This is a genomic window from Gordonia sp. SMJS1 (genome assembly GCF_029866425.1).
Taxonomy (GTDB): Bacteria; Actinomycetota; Actinomycetes; order Mycobacteriales; family Mycobacteriaceae; genus Gordonia; species Gordonia hongkongensis.
On sequence record NZ_CP123381.1, the window covers coordinates 499,200 to 516,982 of the forward strand.

A 17,783-nucleotide genomic window follows, 5' to 3' on the forward strand; every position below is an offset into this window, starting at 1 on the left:
CGCTCGCGGCCGAACCTCCTCGACGCTGGAGGCCCGCCGGGGTGAGTGGCAGGATCGGGACATGACGGATCCGAAGGACCCGGCCGGGGGCGCGTCCGGCGATTCTGCCGCGGATGACCCCGATCGCGTCCCGAGCCAGGCCGAGCTGGACGCCGAGGATCTGGCGGCCATCGAGCGGTCCTCGCGCGATCGGGACCAGTCCGCGCTCTATCCGACGCGGCCGGGCGATGCGGGACCGCCGCCGGAGGCGCTGGCGGTGCACGCACGCATCGTGTGGTGGGGCGCGGCCGTGATCGGTCTCGTGCTGACGATCTACGGCTTCTTCAACCTCGGCACCATCACCGACGATCTGCGCAACCGACTGCTCGAAGGAGTGGTCTCGGACCCGGCGAACTCTGCACCCGAGAGTGAGGTCGAGACCCTCGCCGGCTTCTTCCCGCCGTTCATGCTGGTGATGATCGTCGTCGTGCTCGCCATCGAGTACGCGTGCCTGGTGACCGCTGCGTCGCAACACAGCCGCCATCTCCGCAACTTCTTCCTGGCCGCCGTCGTCGTGCATCTGCTGTGTATCCCCGTCGGCGTCGACCTGCTGTTCCGATACCCGGACGTGTCGTCCGTCATGGTCGTCCTGAGCTACCTCCAGTTCGGTCTCCTGGTGGTCGCCGCCCTCTGCACCCTCCGGCGACCGGTCAACCAGTGGCTGCCGGAGTCGACCCGGATGAAGCCCACGCGGATGATGCGGGGACGGTGAACCGGACTCCGACACCGGTGTCGTGACCATCACGTCGCTGTGGCCGGTGTCGTCGGAATGTTCCGCGAGCGGGTCGGGTTGAACCGACCGTTGGCCCGAACCCGCACTGAGCATCCAGGAGGATTTCGAATGGCAATCGAACCGGTGTACACCATCTCGTCGAAGGCGTCCGGCGGCGGACGCGACGGCGAAGTCGTCTCGGCGAGCGGCCAGATCGATCTGGACCTGCGGCCGCCGAAGGAACTGGGTGGCAGCGGTGAGGGGACCAATCCCGAGGAATTGTTCTCGGCGGGTTATGCGGCCTGCTTCCTGAGCGCGCTGCGCGCCACCGCCAAGCAGGCCGACACCCCGGTGCCCGACGGGGCGACCGTGGACGTGGCCGTCGGGATCGGAAAAGACCCCGCGGACAACGGATTCGGTCTGACCGTCGCCATCGAGGTCTCGCTGCCCGGCCTCGACGAGGTCAAGGCCAAGGAACTCGCCGACCTCGCCTACACATTCTGTCCGTACTCGAAGGCGACCAAGGGCAACATCGACTCGTCGGTCACCGTACGCGTCTGATCGCCCGGCCCCCCGGTAATCACCAGCGCAGTCGGAGTCGTACTGCGCGCAGATATGACAAGAAGGGAATTCTTGATCATGACCACCCCGATCACCAGCACGCTCACCGACGAACAGCAGTCCGTCGCCGGAAAGGCGTTGCAGGACACCCTCGTCGACCTCATCGACCTGTCCCTCATCGCGAAGCAGGCGCACTGGAACGTCGTCGGCAAGCAGTTCCGGTCGGTGCATCTCGACCTCGATGAACTGGTCACGGTGTCCAGGGAGTTCACCGACGCGGCCGCCGAGCGGGCCACCGCGATCGGCGTGAGCCCGGACGGCCGCGCCGAGACAGTTGCCAAGACCGCCCACACCAAGGGATTCGGTGAGGGTTGGACCAAGGACAGCGACGTCGTCGAGTCGATCGTCGACAATCTCAAGGCAGTGGTCGCGGGTCTCCGCGAGCGAATCGGGGTCACCGAGGAGGCCGATCCGGTCACTCAGGACCTGCTGATCTCGTTCGCGTCGAAACTCGAGCAGCTGCACTGGATGTGGCAGGCGCAGATCGCGTGAGCGAGTACGCCTGACCCTCTCACAGCAACGAACCCCCGTCGACTCGCGACGGGGGTTCGTTGTGTCCGGGGGCCTGTTCAGTCGACGGACCGAGCAGATCCGGGGATGCCGGGATCGGGGGCGTCGACGGCGGGATCGGCGTCATCGTCGGCATAGGAGTCGCTGAAGGAGACCCGAGGCGTGGTCGCCGAGTGGTACAGCGCGATGCCGACGTACACCAGGGCGGCCACCGCGAACACCGCGGACACGAGGATCGCCGCGATGTGTGCGACGGTCGCGAACACCCCGTCGAGCGGTCCGGTCGCGAGCGCTCCCGCACCGGCCAGCGCCGCGCCGAGCAGAGCCCACGCGGCACTCCGTATCCACGGGGCCACCACCGAGACGTAGAAGAGCCGTTGATAGATGGTCAGCGAGAACTCGTCGACCGCGGCCAGCCGGACCTCGTCGCCGCCGGCGAGGTCACGCAGTTCGCGCGCCAGCTGGGTCTGACGCTGCAGACTCGTCGATTCCCGCTCGCGGTACCGCACGAACCCGATGACGCCGAGCGCCGTCGCCACGAGCCCCAACCCGACCATCACACCCCAGTAATCCACGACGTTCACGCTACAACTAGAACCTGTTGCAGTCGTGAAGCGGGTCACACGCCCTGGGCGGCGGTCGGCAGATCCCGGTGGACCCGACGAGGACGCAACCGGGGGAACGTGGCGCAGATTGATCACCGATCCATCGGCGGAACTGCCGACGGGCTGGAAGAATTCTCCCTCGGAGGACTTCGTTTTCGGCGGCGTTCACCCGCGGGTTCCGACCGGGCCCGGACACACGGACCTCTGCCTGTGGCGGGGCCGCATCGACGTGAAGGAGCACTCCGTGTCGACACTTCTGTCCACTCCGCCCACCGCTGTCGAACTCGCCGCGTGCCCGACGCCGACGGAGCGGGCCGACCCGCTGCGCATCCTGGAAGCGCAGGCGCAGACCCGGGTCGCCGATCTCGTCCCGGTCCGGCACGCGCGGATGTCGGCGACGCCGTTCACCTTCTATCGTGGTGCGGCCGCGGTGATGTCCGACGACCTGTCGAGAACGCCGGACACCGGGATCATCACCCAGCTGTGCGGCGATGCGCACCTGAGCAATCTGGGCCTCTTCTTCAGCCCGGAGCGTCGAATGGTGTTCGACCTGAACGACTTCGACGAGACGCACATCGGACCGTTCGAGTGGGACGTCAAGCGTCTCGCCGCGAGCTTCGCGATCGCGGGACGTAACAACGGACTCGACGACGCGACCAATCGTAGGGTCGCCAAGACCGTTGCCAAGGCGTACCGGCGGGCGGTCGTGCGCAGCGCGTCGAAGACGACTCTGGAGAACTGGTACGCCGGGATCGACGTCGACCATTTCCTGGCGGAGTTCGGGCCCAAGCTGGACACGTCGATGAGCGAGCGGACGCAGAAGGCGCTGAAGAAGGCGCGGCACCGCGACAGTGCGCAGGCCCTCGCGAAGCTCTGTGTGATCGGCGCCGACGGCTCCGCGCACATCCGCAGCGACCCGCCGCTGCTGGTGCCGCTGCACGAGCGGTTCCCGGCCGAGACCGCCGAGATCGTGGCCGAACGGGTCCGCGAGCGGGTCAGCGCCTACCGCGACACCGTGCCCTTGCACGTGCAGGCGCTCCTCGACCAGTTCGCGATCGTCGACATCGCGTTCAAGGTGGTCGGCGTCGGCAGTGTCGGCACGCGGGCGTGGATCATCCTGCTCACCGGAAAGGAGCTGGGTGATCCGTTGTTCTTGCAGGTCAAAGAAGCGCAGCGATCGGTGCTCGCCGACCATGTGCCGGCATCGGGCTTCGACAACCAAGGGCAGCGGGTGGTCGAGGGTCAACGCCTGCTCCAGGCGACGAGCGACCTCTTCCTCGGCTGGTCGACCGGGATCGACGAGAACGGTGAGCGACGCGACTTCTATGTGCGGCAGCTCCGCGACGGAAAGGGCTCGGTCGTCGTCGAGGCCCTGAGCGCGGAGGGGATGAAGTTGTACGCACAGCTGTGCGGGCTGGTTCTCGGTCAGGCGCACGCCCGGACCGCGAGCCGGTTCCGGATCGCCGAGTACCTCGGGACCACCAAGGGTTTCAGTGACGCCATCGCCGAGTTCTCGCTCGCGTACGCGGATCTCAACGACTCCGACCACACCCGGATGATGGAGGCCATCGGCCGAGGCGAGCTCGAGGTGTACGACCTGGCGGCCGAGGGTAAGAGTTGAGTCCGACAGGGAAGGTCGCCGGTGGAACCGACTGCGCGCGAGGATGAGACGTCGTTGCGGGAGCAGGTCGCCGCGCTGATGCCGCAGGCGAGATCGGATCTCGCGGAGATGGTCCGGTTCCGGTCGGTGCACGACCCGCAGCAGTTTCCCGTCGAGGAGTGCGACGGGATGGTCGACTGGCTGCTGGCGGCCTTCGGTGCCGTCGGCGTCGACGACGCCGCCGCGCATGTCACCAGCGACGGCAGCAAGGCGATCACCGGGTCCATTCCCGGCCCGGAGGGTGCTCCGACCGTCCTGCTCTACTTCCACCACGACGTGCAACCGCCGCTCGGTGACGACGAATGGGACTCTCCCGTCTGGGAACTGACCGAGCGGGACGGGCGGTGGTACGGCCGCGGAGCTGCCGACTGCAAGGGCAACATCGCCGTGCACCTCACCGCGCTGCGCGCACTCGCCGCCGGGCCGGGGTGACGGTGAAGATCATCGGCGAGGGGTCGGAGGAGCAGGGGACGGGAGGCCTCGAGGACTTCGCGGTCCGCAATCCGGACTTGCTTGCCGCCGACGCGATCCTGATCGCGGACTCCGGCAACTTCGCGGTCGGGAAACCGAGTCTGACGACGACGCTGCGCGGCATCGCGAACGTCGTCGTGTCCGTGGAGACGCTGGGGTCGGCGATGCACTCCGGAATGTTCGGCGGGCCGCCCCGGATGCACTCGCGGCGCTCATCTCGATGCTCGCGACCCTGCGTGACGAGCACGGCAACACCACCGTCGCCGGACTCGACGCCGACGCCCGGTGGCCGGGTGTGTCCTACCCGCCCGACCGATTCCGCAGCGATGCAACGGTTCTCGACGGAGTCGACCTGGTCGGATCGGGATCGGTGTCCGACATGGTGTGGGCGCGCCCGGCCGCGACAGTGCTCGGCATCGACTGCCCGCCGGTGGTCGGATCGTCGGCGGCGGTGCAGCCGCGGGCGCGGGCGCGCATCAACCTCCGCGTGCCACCGGGGATGGACCCGATGGTTGCGCAGGACGCGCTCGTCGAGCACCTCCGTCGCGTCGCGCCCTGGAACTCACGGGTCTCCTTCGAGCGCGAGGCGGTGGGCGCGCCCTTCGTCGGATCCACCAGCGGTCCGGCGTACGACACGCTCACCGGCGCCCTGTCGACCGCCTACGACAGCGAGGTGCTGATCCAGGGGCAGGGTGGATCGATCCCGTTGTGCAACGTTCTCCAATCGCTGTACCCCGACGCCGAGATCATGCTGTTCGGCGTCGAGGAACCGCGGTGCCTGATCCACGCACCCAACGAGAGCGTCGACCCCTCCGAGATCGAGCGGATCGCCCTGGCCGAGGCACTCTTCCTGCGCGACTTCAGGTACCGCTGAAGCGGTGTAGCAGAGCTGTTTTGAGTTCCGGGCGGCTCGCGGCCACCAGGACGAACGCGGCTTCGCGGAACAACCGTTCGGAATCGCTCCCGCGCACGACGCCGCGGCCGCCGTCCGCGGACACCAACGCGGCCGCGGCATCGAGCGCCAGAGCCGCGGCGTCGGCCCGGGCCGCCAGCAGTGCGGTGGCATCCGCCATCCCGGCGTCGAGCGCGGTTCGGACGACGTCGGCGCGCTCGCGCAGCGCCCGCCCCTCCCGGTGATGGCCGCCGACATCGAGCAGTCCCGCACAGCGCCGCACCAGACCAAAGGGCAGGGTGCCGTTCAATCGGACGCCGACGTTCTGGGTCGCGAAGAATTCCGCGAGGCCCACGCGCGTGACCTCGCGATCGAACGGGACCATCAGACCGTCGACCCGTAGGGACACCGTGGTCGTCGCGGCGGCGGCGGACAGATCCACGGGCGTTGCCCGGACCGCTGCGGACGACCTGCCGCCGACCAGGTCGGGCATGCGCAGGATCGCGGAGATGACGTCATCGGTCGCGGCGTCGCGCGCCGAGATCTGGAGCAGGTCGACGACACCCCAGCCGCTGACGAACGGTGCGTGCCCGTTCAGGAGCCAACCGTCGTCGGTGCGCGTCGCGACCATCCGTGGTGGCGTGGGGACGACTCCGGCGTAGGCGACGCCCGCGTGTAGACGTCCGCTCACGGTCGCGTCGAGGAGTTCACCACGTAGCTCGTCGTTGGTGGTCCGGGAGAGGGACAGGACGACGCCGTGGTGCTGGATCCAGGTGAAAGCGGTGGCGAGGCACCCACTGGTGAGCACCTCGAGGATCTCGGTGACCTCACCGAATTCGAGTCCCGGCCCGCCGGCCTCGACCGGCGCCGCGATGCCGTACAGGCCGGCGTCGGCCAGCGCTCGCCAGTGGGATTCGGGGACCGCTCCGGTGCGGTCCACCTCGCCGGCCGCCGGGAACAGGACCTCGTCGGCCACCCTGAGCGCTGCTGTTCGCAACTCCGCTCGTCGCTCGGCTCCGGCGTCCTGGGTGGTCACGACTCTCACAGTACGACGAGTGTCCGGGCCGGCAGAAAGTTGGACGACTGACCGACTCCGCCATCGCGGCCGCTCACGGAAGTTCGCGTCGCGCAGCACAATCGCGGGACCGGGATCCTTGAAAGTGGGACCAAAGGCCCAAGACCGCAGGTGTGACCGTCGATAAACTCGTGTATCGGGTGGGAGCATTCTCTCGCGTGGAAGGAACCCAGGTGACCGCAGTCCTCAATGGTCGTGACGTTCAGTCGATACGTGTTGTGCCGGAATCGGTTTCGAGTGTAGTACGGTCGGACGTCCGGACGAGTGAGCGGTACCTGCGTGCCGCGGTCGCCGACCTCATCGAACAGAATTTTCGTGATCCCGACTTCAGTGTGGAGGTCGTCGCCCGGCACCTGCACGTGAGCCGCCGGCACCTGTACCGGGTGCTCGCCGGTGGCACCACGTCGCTCGCCGAGATGATCGCCGATCGACGTCTGGAGTGGGCGGAGGGGCTGCTCATGGGTCCGGGCAACCTGAAACTCGAGGCCATCGCCCACGCGTCGGGATTCGCCTCGACGGCGACGATGCGCAACCGCTTCCGGTCGAAGTTCGGCTGCACCCCCGACGAGTTCCGCCGGATGGCGCCGGCGTCGGGACCGGACGCCGAAGCCGGCTGAAACTACTCCGGCGCAGACCTTTTCATGTCTGCGCCGGAGTCGCGTCATCGTATGGCGTTGACCGTCACACCGTGCAGAGCGGTGAATAGTCGCTGCGACCACCGGTGGTCGGCGAGACGAGGAACGTGCACGGGTTGTACCCGACCTTCTCGATCTCCTTGGTCAGGCGACGCAACTCCGAGTTGGGGACCACCTTGTCGCGCGACAGCAGGAATCCCGATCCGCGCGAGGGGTCCCCGACGACCGCGTACCGGTACGGCCCGGCGGGATCCGGCCCGTCTTCGAGGTAGGCGACGATGTAGTTCGGTGCGCCGCCCGGGTTGATGCTGCCCGGTGTCTGTGGGAACCGGACGCTCAGTTGGGCATTGGTCTGCGGGTCGACGACCGTCGCACGGCCGACGACGCCACCACGCATGCCGGTGGGGCCGGTGCACTGGTTGTCGACGCCGATCGTCTTGGCGTCGATGTAGGTGTAGGTCGCGCTGGTGTCCCGGGCGCAGGTGACCCCGAAGAAGGACGGCACGGTGGCGAGCTGCCACCACTTGCCGAGGTAGCGATCCACCTCGACCTTCGCCACGGGGGCCAGCGGTGCGGCTTGCGCCGGACCCGTCCCGGCGGCGAAGCCGACGCTGAGGAGGACGCCGGCGACAAGGGCTGCGAGGGACCGGGTGATGCGCATGGTGTTCCTTTCGGGCGGTTCGTCGTCGCGCCGCCCAAGTGGAGCAGCGTCACCAGACGATTCGGACCGGATGCGCGTCGTGGATTGGTTACCCCGCAGCCCTCGTCTCAGCGAACTGTCGTCACTGCGTCAGAGCGGTCGGTCACAGGTTGTATTCGTTGTTGGGGTTCCAGGTGGAGACAGCCCAGATCACGATCAGGTCCAGCACGATGATCAGGATGGCCCACGCCGGGTAGTAGGGGAGCCACAGGAACTGGGCGATGATCGACAGCGAGGCGATGATGATCGCGGAGATCCGCGCCCAGTCGGCGCCCACCGCGAGACCGCCGGCGACGAGGACCCCGACGATGCCCAGGATCAGGTGGATCCAGCCCCAGGTGGTGAGGTCGAACTCGAAGATGTAGTTCTGGCCGGCGACGAACAGGTCGTCGTTCGCGATCGCCGAGATGCCCTGGAAGATCGAGACCAAGCCGGCTACGAAGAGCAGCGCGGCGGCCACGATCGCGATACCGAAGGCGAAACCCTGCTTGGCCGACGAGTTGGCCTGCTGATCGGGGGAAGCGCTCATTGTCTGGCGTGTCCTTTCAGTGGTTGTGCGCCGACTCCTTGGTCCCGACCGACGGCGCGGCGGCACTGGTACGGATGGACCACATCAAGGATGGGATGTGCGACGCTACTTCGCACGGGTTTCAGCCACACCGGGCACATCTTTGACCAGGCGATTTAGTAGTCGGCGGGGGCGGGGTATAAGCTATCGCAGGCTACACACGGGGTGTGGCGCAGCTTGGTAGCGCGCTTCGTTCGGGACGAAGAGGTCGTGGGTTCGAATCCCGCCACCCCGACGCAAGGTTGAGATTGCAGAAGAGACCCTGACCTGGAGAAATCCGGTCGGGGTCTCCTCGTCTCTGTGGGGTCACTCCGGTTCCTCGGCCGACGACGACCGGCCACCGATGTGGGCCAGGATGATCGGATCGTCGGTGACGACGCGGTCCACCTCCTCGCCACCGTCGCAGCGCAGCAGACCCAGGGTGATTCCATCCGGCCCGTGATGGACCACCCGCCACGACGCCCCCGAATCCTCCCAGCGCAGCAGGTCGTCGAGTGTCATCGGGACGGGCCGGTCACCGACGGGCCCAGCTGCCGCGCGAGGTCGAGGAGATCCGTCGCGTGGAAGTCGTTGTCCGGCGAGCCCGAATCGTCCTTCTCGTCCCCGCCCCACTCGTCCGGCCGCTCGACGAAGGCCGTCCGCAGGCCGAAGGAGCGCGCGGCGTCGAGATCGCTCTGGTGAGTGGCCACCATCATCACCTCGGCGGGCTCCACCTCGAGCAGATCCGCCAGCCCGCAGTAGGTCTCGCGCGCAGGTTTGTAGTGCCGCCAGAGGTCGGACCCGCCGATCACGTCCCAGGGGAACGCGTTGTACCGGGCCATGTCGGTGAGCAGCGCGACAGTGCCGTTGCTCAGTGCGCAGACGATGTGATCGCGCCTGAGGAGTTGCAGACCCTCGACCGCGTCCGGCCAGGCCGGAATCGTCCGCCACGCACGGACGAGGGTGCGGGCCTGATCGTCGTCGAGTGTCAGTGCAAACAGCGAGGCGACGTCGTGCAGCGTCTCGGTCTGCAGGTCGTCGAGGCGACGCCACGGCAGTTCGCCGGATTCCACGCGAGCCAGGATCGGCGAGTACCGGCGTCGCCACTTCTTGGCGAACGCCGCTGCGTCGACCTCCGGTGCGATCGCGCCGACGGCGCCGGAGATCCCGGTGAACCAGTCGGTGACCGTCCCGAAGGTGTCGAACGCCAGGACCTTCACGCGGGGATGAAGGTCAACGCTCACATGGTCTCCCGGGCCAGCTGCGGGAGCGACTGGTCGGCGTCGTAGTCGGCATCACCGTGCGACACAGGTGTGAGGGTGAGCAGGCTGGCCTCGGGGCGGCAGCAGAAGCGTGCCGGGGCGTACGGGGACGTGCCCAGGCCCGCACTCACGTGGAGCTTCATCGACGATCCCCAGCTCGACGGACCCTTGACCCGGGAGCGATCCAACTGGCAGTTCGTCACCAGAGCGCCGAAGAACGGCAGGCAGAGCTGGCCGCCGTGCGTGTGTCCGGCCATCACGAGGTCGTAGCCGTCCGCGGCGAACCGGTCGAGGACCCGCGGTTCGGGGGAGTGGGTGAGTCCGAGCCGCAAGTGTGCCAGGGGGTTCGGGCGGCCCGCGATCGTCTCGTAGCGGTCTCGCTCGATGTGGGGATCGTCGACGCCGGCCGCGACGACCCGCACGCCGCTGACCTCCAGCTCGCGGACCGTGTGCGTCGCGTCGAGCCATCCACGCTCGGTGAACGCCGCACGCAGATCCTGCCACGGCAGGGGCTCGCCGTGCGTGCGCTGATGGTCCTTCTTGAAGTACTTGAACGGATTCTTCGGCTTGGGGCCGAAATAGTCGTTGGACCCGAAGACGAACAGGCCGGGCCGCGACAACAACCCACCGAGCGACTGGATGACCGACGGCACGGCCTGCGGGTGCGCGAGGTTGTCCCCGGTGTTGACGACAAGGTCGGGTTCGAGCGCCTCGAGCTCGGCGATCCACGCCTGCTTGAGGCGTTGGTTGGGCATCATGTGCAGGTCGCTGATGTGCAGGACACGTAACGGCGAGGCGCCCGGTTCGAGAACGGACAGCGTCGTGTGTCGCAACGCAAAGGCGTTGCGCTCGATCACCGTCGAGTAGAGCAGTCCGGCGGCGGCGAGCCCCGCCACGCCGGCCAGAGCGCGCGCGGGTACCCCGGAACCGGACGGACCGAGGCGAGAGATGCCGAGGCGTGCGATGTCGAGTTCGGAGTGCTGCATCACCCCAGAATACGCATCCCCCACGACGATCCCGCCCCGGTTTCGTGAGCAGCGCGGGCGGGGCGTCGATTGTCTGATCGCGGGTCAGCCGGGTAGCTGGATCACCACCGGGCCGACACCGGGTACCACGACGGTGGTCTCGGTGGGGCCGCCCTCGTCCCCGCCGGCGCGGCGGCCGTTGCTGACGTAGATCGTCACGGTGCTGCCGGGCATGGCCGAGTCGGACGGTGCGGTGAAGACCACGGTGCCCTGCGGGCGTCCGCTGTCCACGTCGAGCTCGCTGACCTTGAACCCGGCACCCTGCAGGCGCGATGTGGCCTCGCTGGCGGGCAGGCCGCTGACCTGCGGGATACGGCCCCGGTCGCTGCCGTTCCAGTACTCGCGGTCGATCGGGGGCAGGCTGACGGGGCCGAACTTCGTCGCCACCGGTTTGACGGCCTGGAACCAGGTGCGCGCCGGTTCCATGCCGCCGTAGAGGTCGCCGTCGTAGCAGGAGCGCAGCGGACTGCTGCAGACGCCCTGCGGGTTCGGGCCGTCGCTGTAGACGTACGCGGCGCCGGCGATCTGGTTGGTGAACCCGACGAATGCCGAGGAGCGGTGCGCTTCCGTCGTGCCGGTCTTACCCGACATCGGCAGCGTCCAGCCCGCGGAGCCCGCGGCACCGGCCGCGGTGCCGGCGCCCACGTCGTCCTTGCTCATGGCGTTGGCCAGCGAGTGCGCCAGGCCTTCGTCCACGACCTGCTCGCACGGCGGTGGCGTGAACGGCACCGCGGTCAGGGCGCGCCGGCCGTCCGGTCCCATGACCGGGTTGCCGTACTGGTCCCGCTTGATCTGGCTGATCGACTTGATCGGGTTGGGCGGGCACCAGGTGCCACCCGACGCGATGGTGGCGGCGACGTTGGCGAGCTCGAGGCCGTTGAGCGGCAGCGGGCCGAGGGTGAAGGAGCCGAAGTTCCCGTCCTTGACGTACTGGGCCATGCTCTTCTCGCCGTAACCCGACGACCCGGGGATGGTGTACGAACGCAGGCCCAGGCGGACCGCCATGTCGACCGCCGGTTTGACGCCGACCTGCTGCAGCAGCTTCACGAACGCGGTGTTCGGCGACTGTGCCAGGGCGTTCGTCACCGACATCGACGCCGGGTAGCGGCCGTCGTTCTTGACGCAGTACGCATTGGCGGGACACCCGTTGGCCCCGCCGCTGTTGCCCATGCCCTCGACGGCGATGGACCCGGGGACGGGGATGGTGGAACCGGCGCCGAGACCCTTCTCCATCGCGGCGGCGACGGTGAAGATCTTGAACACCGAGCCGGCACCGTCGCCGACCATCGAGAAGGGTTGCGGCTGCATCGTCTCGCCGCGGTTGAGATCGAGACCGTAGTCGCGGCTCGACGCCATCGAGAGCACGTCGTGCGATTTCTTGCCCGGACGCAGGGTGCTCATCACGTCGGCGACGCCGTCGGCGGTCGGGCTGGCCTGACTCTTCACCGCCCGCACCGTGGACCGCTGGACCTCGGGGTCGAGCGTGGTCTGGATGATGTAGCCGCCGCGCAGGACCGAGTTGCGGGACATGCCGTTCTCGGCCAGGAACTGAAGGGCGTAGTCGCAGAAGAAGCCGTTGTTGTCGGCCGCGATGCAGCCCTGGGTCGGGGTCCGCGGACTCGGGAGCACGCCCACGGGTGCCTCCTTGGCCGCGACGAGCTCGGCGCGCCGTTCCGGGAAGTTGTCGATCATCGTGTCCAGCACGACGTTCCGGCGCGCGAGGGAGGCTTCGGGGTTCGAGTACGGATTCAGCGCAGAGCTGGACTGCACCATGCCGGCCAGCAACGCGGCCTGCTCGACCCGCAGGTCCTTGGCGGGGATGCCGAAATAGGTCTGCGCGGCGGCCTCGATGCCGTAGGCGTTGTTCCCGAACGGCACGACGTTCAGGTACCGGGTGACGATCTGCTTCTTGGCCTCCTGCTTGGCGGCGGCGTCGTCGAGCCCCTTGTCGCGCTTGGCCTGATCGATGAGGGTCTGCTCGAGGGTGAGCGCCATGCGCACCTCGCGGAGCTTGCGCGCGGGTGTGGTCTCGATCGCGGCCTGGCGGTCGGCCTCGGTCCGTGCGAGGACCAGGAGTTGATAGTTCTTGATGTACTGCTGGTCGAGCGTCGACGCACCCTGCTGGACCTCGCCCGACGACGAGTTCTTCAAAGCGGCACGGATGGTGCCCTTCCAGTCGACGCCGTCGTGTTCCAGGAACCGCCGGTCCTCGACGGAGATGATCGCTCGGATCATGTCGGGGGAGATGTCGTTGTAGCCCACCTGATACCGGTACTGGTCGAACAGCACCGCGATCGGCTTCCCGTCGACGTCGGTCATCGTGGTGACCTCCGGCAACGTGCCGTTGAGCAGTTCGGAGGACACGTTCTCGACAGCGGCCGCCGCCCGGTTGGAGACGACGCCGATTCCGCTGGCCACGGGGTACAGCAGGCCGGCGACGAGAACTCCGGCCAGCAGGCTCGCCCACGCCAGCGACCACAGTTTCTTCGACATCACCCCGACAGGATACGTGCGTTCGTTCCGAACATCGTCCTGCCTCGCCCGCGGCATCGGCGCAGCGTGGTCCCGAGCCGACGGTCGGGGTGCCCGCGGGTCGCCGGGCGGATGCGCCGGAGGCCACCGTCCGCGGGCCGTCTGTTCGGATGAGTTTGCACGGTTGTCCCACTTTGTTCGCTCCAGGGGTTGCGCCCCCAAGCACAGATCCCTAGATTGAGTGCAGAATGTGACTCACTTAACAGTTCGTTACAAATGTGGCTTGAGCAGCGAGGTCGAGACGTTCTCGCAGCTACGCAGACACGACAGGTAGGGGTGGCGGATGGCGACAGCGGCAGTTTCCAACGAAGAGGATCGCTTGGCGTGGGTTGCTCAGGCGCGTTGTCGAGGGGGAGACCCCGATGATCTGTTCGTGCGGGGCGCGGCCCAGCGCAAAGCCGCCACGATCTGCCGCCACTGCCCGGTGCAGCTCGAATGCGGTGCCGATGCACTCGACAACCGCGTCGAGTTCGGCGTCTGGGGCGGACTGACCGAACGTCAGCGTCGCGCACTCCTCCGCCAGCACCCCGAGGTCACGTCCTGGTCGGCGTTCTTCGCCGCGCAGCGCCGGCGTCATCGCGACGCCGTCTGACCTCTTCTCCGCCGAGCCGTGTCGAGTGGTTTCGACACGGCTCGTCGCACGCTCCTCGCCTGCTCAACCAGCAGGGGGGGCTCGGCGCACGCTCCTCGCCTGCAACCAGCGGGAGGCGGCTCGTCGCACGCTCCTCGCCTTCTCAACCAGCGGGGGACGGCTCGTCGCGCTCGGTGATCAGCCGCGGCCGGTGATCTGCTCGGCCACCGCGCGCAGGGCGGTCACATCGGCCACCTCGAACGGCAGCGCCGGGACCCCGACGATCGGCACCCGCGGGTGCGACGCCGTGAACCGTTGCAGCAGATGGAGTTCGCGCTTCCCGGTGGCGGCCCGATCCGCGTGAATCCGGAGTACACCGCGAGCCAGTTCGTCGTTGACCGATTCGAGGGCGACCAGCGCTGCCTCCTCGTGGATCGACGTCAGGTTCGGGTGGGTCCGGTTGAGGATCAGTCCGGCCAGTGGCATCGACTCCTCGGACAGGCGGTCGACGAAGAACGCGGCCTCCCGCAGGGCATCGGCCTCGGCCGCAGCCACCACCGCGAACTGGGTGCCCGGCTGTTTCAGCAGGGCATAGGTCTTCGCGGCGCGGTCCTGGAAGCCGCCGAACATCGAGTCCAGTGACTGCACGAAGGTCGCCACGTCGCGGAGCATCTCGCCGCCGATGATCGTCGAGACACCCCGCATGGCCAGGCTCATCGCGCCGGTCACCATCCGGCCGACGCCGCGACCGCCGCCGACCAGCACCTTCATCAGACGCCCGGACAGGAACGACCCCAACCGCTGCGGGGCGTCGAGGAAGTCCAGTGCGTTGCGCGACGGCGGGGTGTCGACGACGATCAGGTCCCAGTGGTCCTGCTCGAGAAGCTTGCCGAGCTTCTCCATCGCCATGTACTCCTGCGTCCCGGAGAACGACGAGGCGACCGTCTGATAGAAGGCGTTCTGCATGATCGCCTCGGCGCGTTCGGGAGTGGAGTACTCGAGCACCATCTCGTCGAACGTGCGCCGCATGTCGAGCATCATCGCGTCGAGCGTGCCCTTGCCGTCGATCGCGACCGGCTGCGGGTCGTTGGTGAGTTCGGACATCCCGAGCGACTGCGCCAGGCGCCGGGCCGGGTCGATCGTCAGCACGGCCACGGTCCGGCCCTGTTCGGCGGCGTACATCGCCATCGCGGCAGCAGTCGTTGTCTTGCCGACTCCGCCTGCGCCGCAACAGATCACGACGCGGGTCGCGGGGTCGGTGAGCACCGCGCCCATCTTGAGGTCGAGTGGCATCACGCACCCGCTTTCTGGAGGAGGTCGGCCAGCTCATAGATCGACCCCAGGTCGACGCCGTCACCGAGGGACGGCAGTTCGAGTGTCGGCATCTCCACCTCGTCGAGCTGCGCCTTGGCGATCTGCTGCGCCTGCAGGCGGGTCGCGTGCTCGATCGTCTCGGTGAGCAGGCCGGCCAGGTCCCCGTCGGCGAGCTTGAGTCCGGCGGCGGTGAGGCCGTCCTCGACACGCCCCGCGTCGACCCGACCTTCGGCGATCTCGTCGATCACCTCGGCCGGCAGGTGGGGTTCGCTGACGCGGTTGATGACGAGACTGCCGAGGTTGAGGTTCTTGCCCCGCAGTTCGTCGATCGCCTCGATCGTCTCCTGGATCGGCATCGCCTCGAGGAGCGTCACCAGGTGGATGATCGTCTCCTCCGAGTGGAGCAGGCGGACGACACCTTCGCTCTGGTTGCGGATCGGGCCGGTCTTGGCGAGGTCGGCCATGGCCTGGGTGACGTCGAGGAAATTGCCGATCCGGCCGGTCGGCGGCGCGTCGACGACCACCGCGTCGTACACGCGGTTGCCCTGCTTGTCGGTGTGGATGATGCGCTCTTTGATCTTGCCGGTGAGCAGGACGTCGCGGAGTCCGGGAGCGACGGTCGTCACGAAGTCGATCGCGCCGATCCGCTTCATCGCGCGGCCGGCGAAGCCGAGGTTGTAGAACATGTCGAGGTACTCGAGAAGGGCGTGCTCGATGTCGATGGCCAGCGCGGACACCTCGCCACCGCCCTCGGCGGTCGCGATGCGGGTGTCGGTGGGTGGCAGCGGCGGGATGTCGAAGACCTGCGCGATGCCCTGGCGACCCTCGGTCTCGACGAGGAGGACCTTCTTGCCGTCGGCGGCGAGCGCGAGTGCGAGCGCCGCGGCGATCGTGGTCTTGCCGGTGCCGCCCTTGCCCGTCACGAAGTGCAGGCGAGCGCGCGCGGCGGCCGCCGGCCACTCGTTCTCGCGCGCGACGGAGGAGTTGTCTGTCACGCCGGAATCGAGCGCCTCGCCCGACCCGGATCGTGAGCCCTGTTCGTTGGCCACCGCAACACCTTATCCATTGACCGTCGCCAGATAGGGTGAGTCCATGAGTGAAGTGACCGCGTGGGAATACGTGACCGTGCCGCTGCTGACGCACGCCACGAAGCAGATCCTCGATCAGTGGGGCGCAGACGGTTGGGAACTGGTTTCGGTTCTGCCCGGTCCCACCGGCGAGCAGCACGTCGCCTACCTGAAGCGACCGAAGGGCTGACCATGGCGACCACGTGGACCGATCGTCTGGCCGAACTGGGCATCGAACTCCCGTCGGTGGTGCCACCGGTGGCGAGCTACACCCCGGCCGTGCGCACCGGCAACCTCGTCTACACCTCGGGACAGCTGCCCATCGTCGACGGCGAACTGTCGGCGCGGGGCAAGGTCCACGAGGGCGCCGAAGGCGTCGTTCGGCCGGACGAGGCGACGGCAGCAGCCCGGGTCTGCGCGCTGAACGCGCTCGCCGCGATCCACGCACTCGTCGGGATCGACTCGGTCGTCCGGGTGGTCAAGGTCGTCGGGTTCGTCGCGTCCGCACCGGGCTTCACCGGTCAGCCGGCCGTGATCAACGGGGCTTCGGACGTCCTCGGTGAGATCTTCGGCGACGCCGGTGTGCACGCCCGGTCCGCGGTCGGCGTCGCCGAACTCCCGCTCGGTGCGCCGGTCGAGGTGGAACTGATCGTCGAAGTGGCCTGACGTCTCCATTGGACGTCGCGCTGCTGGTCGTGGCAGCCGCCGCGGCCGGGTGGGTCGACGCCGTGGTCGGCGGCGGTGGCCTCGTCCTGATCCCGGCGATGCTGATCGCCCAGCCGGGGTTGCCGATCGCGACGGCCCTGGGGACCAACAAGCTGGCGGCGGTCTTCGGGACCGCGTCGGCAGCGTGGCGTTACGTGCGGCACGTCCGGATCGATCTTCGTCGCCTGATCCCGGTGTTCGTTGCGGCGCTCGCCTTCTCGGCCCTCGGCGCGACGGTGGCCGTCGTCCTGCCCACCGAGATCTTCACGCCGATCGTGCTGGTCATGCTGGTCGGCGTCGGACTGTTCGTCGCGCTCAATCCCGGCTTCGGGACTGACGCGTCGACGGGACCGCGCTCGCGCGTCTCGACGATCGCGGGCCTCGTGCTGGCCGGTGTCGTCGTGGCCTTCTACGACGGGGTGATGGGTCCCGGGACCGGTACCTTCCTCATCATCAGCCTGACCGCGCTGGTCGGGACGAGTTTCCTGGAGAGCTCGGCGATGGCGAAGGTCATCAACACCGGTACCAACCTCGGCGCCCTCACGGTCTTCGGCCTGCAGGGAAATGTGCTGTGGCTCTTGGGTCTCGGCCTGGCCGTCGCCAACATCGTCGGCGCCCAGATCGGCTCGCACATGGCGATCGGCCGCGGCAGTTCGTTCGTGCGGTGGGTCCTGCTGGCCGTCGTCGTCGTGATGGTGGGGAAGCTCGGGTACGACCTGATCGTCGGCTGAGGTGGCCGGACTCGGCGGACAGCGCTGTGGAACGGCATCGGCCGAACTATGCTCTCCTCGTCGACCCCGCAGCGGACGGGTCGCGACCCGATCGTCGTAGAGGCGGTGC

The 17,783-nt window shown here is 68.1% G+C and carries 19 protein-coding genes, 1 tRNA gene and 1 pseudogene; 11 read left to right on the forward strand and 10 right to left on the reverse strand.

The features are described from left to right. Positions 1 to 61: 61 nt before the first annotated feature. From QAD21_RS02235 to QAD21_RS02245, 3 genes are all read left to right on the forward strand, one after another. Positions 62 to 751: a hypothetical protein gene (locus tag QAD21_RS02235; RefSeq protein WP_058251070.1), complete on the forward strand. Its 690-nt coding sequence runs from the start codon at positions 62 to 64 to the stop codon at positions 749 to 751. Positions 752 to 880: 129 nt separating this feature from the next. Then, a complete protein-coding gene (locus QAD21_RS02240) occupies positions 881 to 1,312 on the forward strand; it encodes an organic hydroperoxide resistance protein (RefSeq protein ID WP_058251071.1) in 432 nt (143 codons plus the stop codon). Between the two features lie 78 nt (positions 1,313 to 1,390). Then, positions 1,391 to 1,864 carry a DNA starvation/stationary phase protection protein gene (locus QAD21_RS02245; RefSeq protein ID WP_280360458.1) on the forward strand — a complete coding sequence of 158 codons (474 nt, stop codon included), beginning with the start codon at positions 1,391 to 1,393 and terminating at the stop codon, positions 1,862 to 1,864. Between the two features lie 77 nt (positions 1,865 to 1,941). On the opposite strand, the gene QAD21_RS02250 is transcribed toward QAD21_RS02245, so the two are convergent. Further along, positions 1,942 to 2,466 carry a hypothetical protein gene (locus tag QAD21_RS02250; protein WP_137808653.1) on the reverse strand — a complete coding sequence of 175 codons (525 nt, stop codon included), beginning with the start codon at positions 2,464 to 2,466 and terminating at the stop codon, positions 1,942 to 1,944. 265 nt (positions 2,467 to 2,731) lie between these two features. Here QAD21_RS02250 and QAD21_RS02255 point away from each other — a divergent pair, with 265 nt between their 5' ends. Both QAD21_RS02255 and QAD21_RS02260 read left to right on the forward strand, forming a co-directional pair. Then, positions 2,732 to 4,108, forward strand: a complete 1,377-nt coding sequence (locus tag QAD21_RS02255; protein ID WP_137808652.1) for a DUF2252 domain-containing protein — start codon at positions 2,732 to 2,734, stop codon at positions 4,106 to 4,108. A gap of 78 nt (positions 4,109 to 4,186) precedes the next feature. After that, a pseudogene (locus QAD21_RS02260) lies at positions 4,187 to 5,492 on the forward strand (dipeptidase). On the opposite strand, the gene QAD21_RS02265 reads toward QAD21_RS02260, so the two are convergent. After that, positions 5,479 to 6,546 carry an acyl-CoA dehydrogenase family protein gene (locus tag QAD21_RS02265; RefSeq protein ID WP_137808651.1) on the reverse strand — a complete coding sequence of 356 codons (1,068 nt, stop codon included), beginning with the start codon at positions 6,544 to 6,546 and terminating at the stop codon, positions 5,479 to 5,481. The pseudogene QAD21_RS02260 and the gene QAD21_RS02265 sit on opposite strands and share 14 nt — an antisense overlap. 212 nt (positions 6,547 to 6,758) lie before the next feature. On the opposite strand from QAD21_RS02265, the gene QAD21_RS02270 reads away from it, so the two are divergent. Further along, complete coding sequence (locus tag QAD21_RS02270; protein ID WP_165630708.1) at positions 6,759 to 7,202, forward strand: AraC family transcriptional regulator; 444 nt, start codon at positions 6,759 to 6,761, stop codon at positions 7,200 to 7,202. 64 nt (positions 7,203 to 7,266) lie between these two features. Here QAD21_RS02270 and QAD21_RS02275 read toward each other — a convergent pair whose 3' ends face one another. Together QAD21_RS02275 and QAD21_RS02280 are read right to left on the reverse strand one after the other, a co-directional pair. Beyond that, positions 7,267 to 7,881 (reverse strand): lipocalin family protein, encoded by a 615-nt coding sequence (locus QAD21_RS02275; protein WP_068969838.1) that lies wholly within the window; start codon positions 7,879 to 7,881, stop codon positions 7,267 to 7,269. Positions 7,882 to 8,023: 142 nt separating this feature from the next. Then, positions 8,024 to 8,449, reverse strand: coding sequence for a hypothetical protein (locus QAD21_RS02280; protein ID WP_058251076.1), 426 nt, complete (start codon positions 8,447 to 8,449; stop codon positions 8,024 to 8,026). A 200-nt stretch (positions 8,450 to 8,649) separates the two neighbouring features. Here QAD21_RS02280 and QAD21_RS02285 point away from each other — a divergent pair. Further along, a tRNA-Pro gene (locus tag QAD21_RS02285) sits at positions 8,650 to 8,723 on the forward strand. A 71-nt stretch (positions 8,724 to 8,794) separates the two neighbouring features. On the opposite strand, the gene QAD21_RS02290 is transcribed toward QAD21_RS02285, so the two are convergent. The 4 genes from QAD21_RS02290 to QAD21_RS02305 all read right to left on the reverse strand — a co-directional run bounded on the left by QAD21_RS02290 (position 8,795) and on the right by QAD21_RS02305 (position 13,247). After that, positions 8,795 to 8,989, reverse strand: a complete 195-nt coding sequence (locus QAD21_RS02290; RefSeq protein ID WP_058251077.1) for a hypothetical protein — start codon at positions 8,987 to 8,989, stop codon at positions 8,795 to 8,797. After that, positions 8,986 to 9,711, reverse strand: coding sequence for a haloacid dehalogenase type II (locus tag QAD21_RS02295; protein ID WP_238995003.1), 726 nt, complete (start codon positions 9,709 to 9,711; stop codon positions 8,986 to 8,988). The genes QAD21_RS02290 and QAD21_RS02295 overlap by 4 nt, the downstream gene beginning before the upstream one ends. After that, positions 9,708 to 10,715, reverse strand: coding sequence for a metallophosphoesterase (locus tag QAD21_RS02300; protein ID WP_159369925.1), 1,008 nt, complete (start codon positions 10,713 to 10,715; stop codon positions 9,708 to 9,710). The genes QAD21_RS02295 and QAD21_RS02300 overlap by 4 nt, the downstream gene beginning before the upstream one ends. Before the next feature lie 84 nt (positions 10,716 to 10,799). After that, on the reverse strand, positions 10,800 to 13,247 hold the full coding sequence (locus tag QAD21_RS02305) for a penicillin-binding protein (protein WP_159371798.1): 2,448 nt from the start codon (positions 13,245 to 13,247) through the stop codon (positions 10,800 to 10,802). Between the two features lie 322 nt (positions 13,248 to 13,569). On the opposite strand from QAD21_RS02305, the gene QAD21_RS02310 reads away from it, so the two are divergent. Further along, complete coding sequence (locus QAD21_RS02310) at positions 13,570 to 13,878, forward strand: WhiB family transcriptional regulator (protein WP_004022078.1); 309 nt, start codon at positions 13,570 to 13,572, stop codon at positions 13,876 to 13,878. Between the two features lie 177 nt (positions 13,879 to 14,055). On the opposite strand, the gene QAD21_RS02315 is transcribed toward QAD21_RS02310, so the two are convergent. Then, entirely contained in the window at positions 14,056 to 15,150 is a 1,095-nt protein-coding gene (locus QAD21_RS02315; protein ID WP_058251081.1) for an ArsA family ATPase, read from the reverse strand. After that, entirely contained in the window at positions 15,150 to 16,220 is a 1,071-nt protein-coding gene (locus QAD21_RS02320) for an ArsA-related P-loop ATPase (RefSeq protein WP_058251082.1), read from the reverse strand. Before QAD21_RS02320 ends, QAD21_RS02315 begins: the two co-directional genes overlap by 1 nt. Positions 16,221 to 16,263: 43 nt before the next feature. On the opposite strand from QAD21_RS02320, the gene QAD21_RS02325 reads away from it, so the two are divergent. The 3 genes from QAD21_RS02325 to QAD21_RS02335 are packed head-to-tail and all read left to right on the forward strand — an operon-like array spanning position 16,264 to position 17,674. Then, positions 16,264 to 16,428, forward strand: a complete 165-nt coding sequence (locus QAD21_RS02325) for a DUF4177 domain-containing protein (RefSeq protein WP_004022081.1) — start codon at positions 16,264 to 16,266, stop codon at positions 16,426 to 16,428. A 2-nt stretch (positions 16,429 to 16,430) separates the two neighbouring features. Then, positions 16,431 to 16,904, forward strand: a complete 474-nt coding sequence (locus QAD21_RS02330) for a RidA family protein (protein WP_159369926.1) — start codon at positions 16,431 to 16,433, stop codon at positions 16,902 to 16,904. Between the two features lie 8 nt (positions 16,905 to 16,912). Further along, on the forward strand, positions 16,913 to 17,674 hold the full coding sequence (locus QAD21_RS02335; RefSeq protein WP_165630705.1) for a TSUP family transporter: 762 nt from the start codon (positions 16,913 to 16,915) through the stop codon (positions 17,672 to 17,674). The last annotated feature ends 109 nt before the right edge of the window (positions 17,675 to 17,783 follow it).

Coding starts and splice junctions, on each gene's coding strand:
- QAD21_RS02235 (WP_058251070.1), top strand. CDS start 62: ATGACGGATCCGAAGGACCCGGCCGGGGGCGCGTCCGGCGATTCTGCC.
- QAD21_RS02240 (WP_058251071.1), top strand. CDS start 881: ATGGCAATCGAACCGGTGTACACCATCTCGTCGAAGGCGTCCGGCGGC.
- QAD21_RS02245 (WP_280360458.1), top strand. CDS start 1,391: ATGACCACCCCGATCACCAGCACGCTCACCGACGAACAGCAGTCCGTC.
- QAD21_RS02275 (WP_068969838.1), bottom strand. CDS start 7,881: ATGCGCATCACCCGGTCCCTCGCAGCCCTTGTCGCCGGCGTCCTCCTC.
- QAD21_RS02280 (WP_058251076.1), bottom strand. CDS start 8,449: ATGAGCGCTTCCCCCGATCAGCAGGCCAACTCGTCGGCCAAGCAGGGT.
- QAD21_RS02290 (WP_058251077.1), bottom strand. CDS start 8,989: ATGACACTCGACGACCTGCTGCGCTGGGAGGATTCGGGGGCGTCGTGG.
- QAD21_RS02300 (WP_159369925.1), bottom strand. CDS start 10,715: ATGCAGCACTCCGAACTCGACATCGCACGCCTCGGCATCTCTCGCCTC.
- QAD21_RS02305 (WP_159371798.1), bottom strand. CDS start 13,247: ATGTCGAAGAAACTGTGGTCGCTGGCGTGGGCGAGCCTGCTGGCCGGA.
- QAD21_RS02310 (WP_004022078.1), top strand. CDS start 13,570: ATGGCGACAGCGGCAGTTTCCAACGAAGAGGATCGCTTGGCGTGGGTT.
- QAD21_RS02315 (WP_058251081.1), bottom strand. CDS start 15,150: ATGCCACTCGACCTCAAGATGGGCGCGGTGCTCACCGACCCCGCGACC.
- QAD21_RS02325 (WP_004022081.1), top strand. CDS start 16,264: ATGAGTGAAGTGACCGCGTGGGAATACGTGACCGTGCCGCTGCTGACG.
- QAD21_RS02330 (WP_159369926.1), top strand. CDS start 16,431: ATGGCGACCACGTGGACCGATCGTCTGGCCGAACTGGGCATCGAACTC.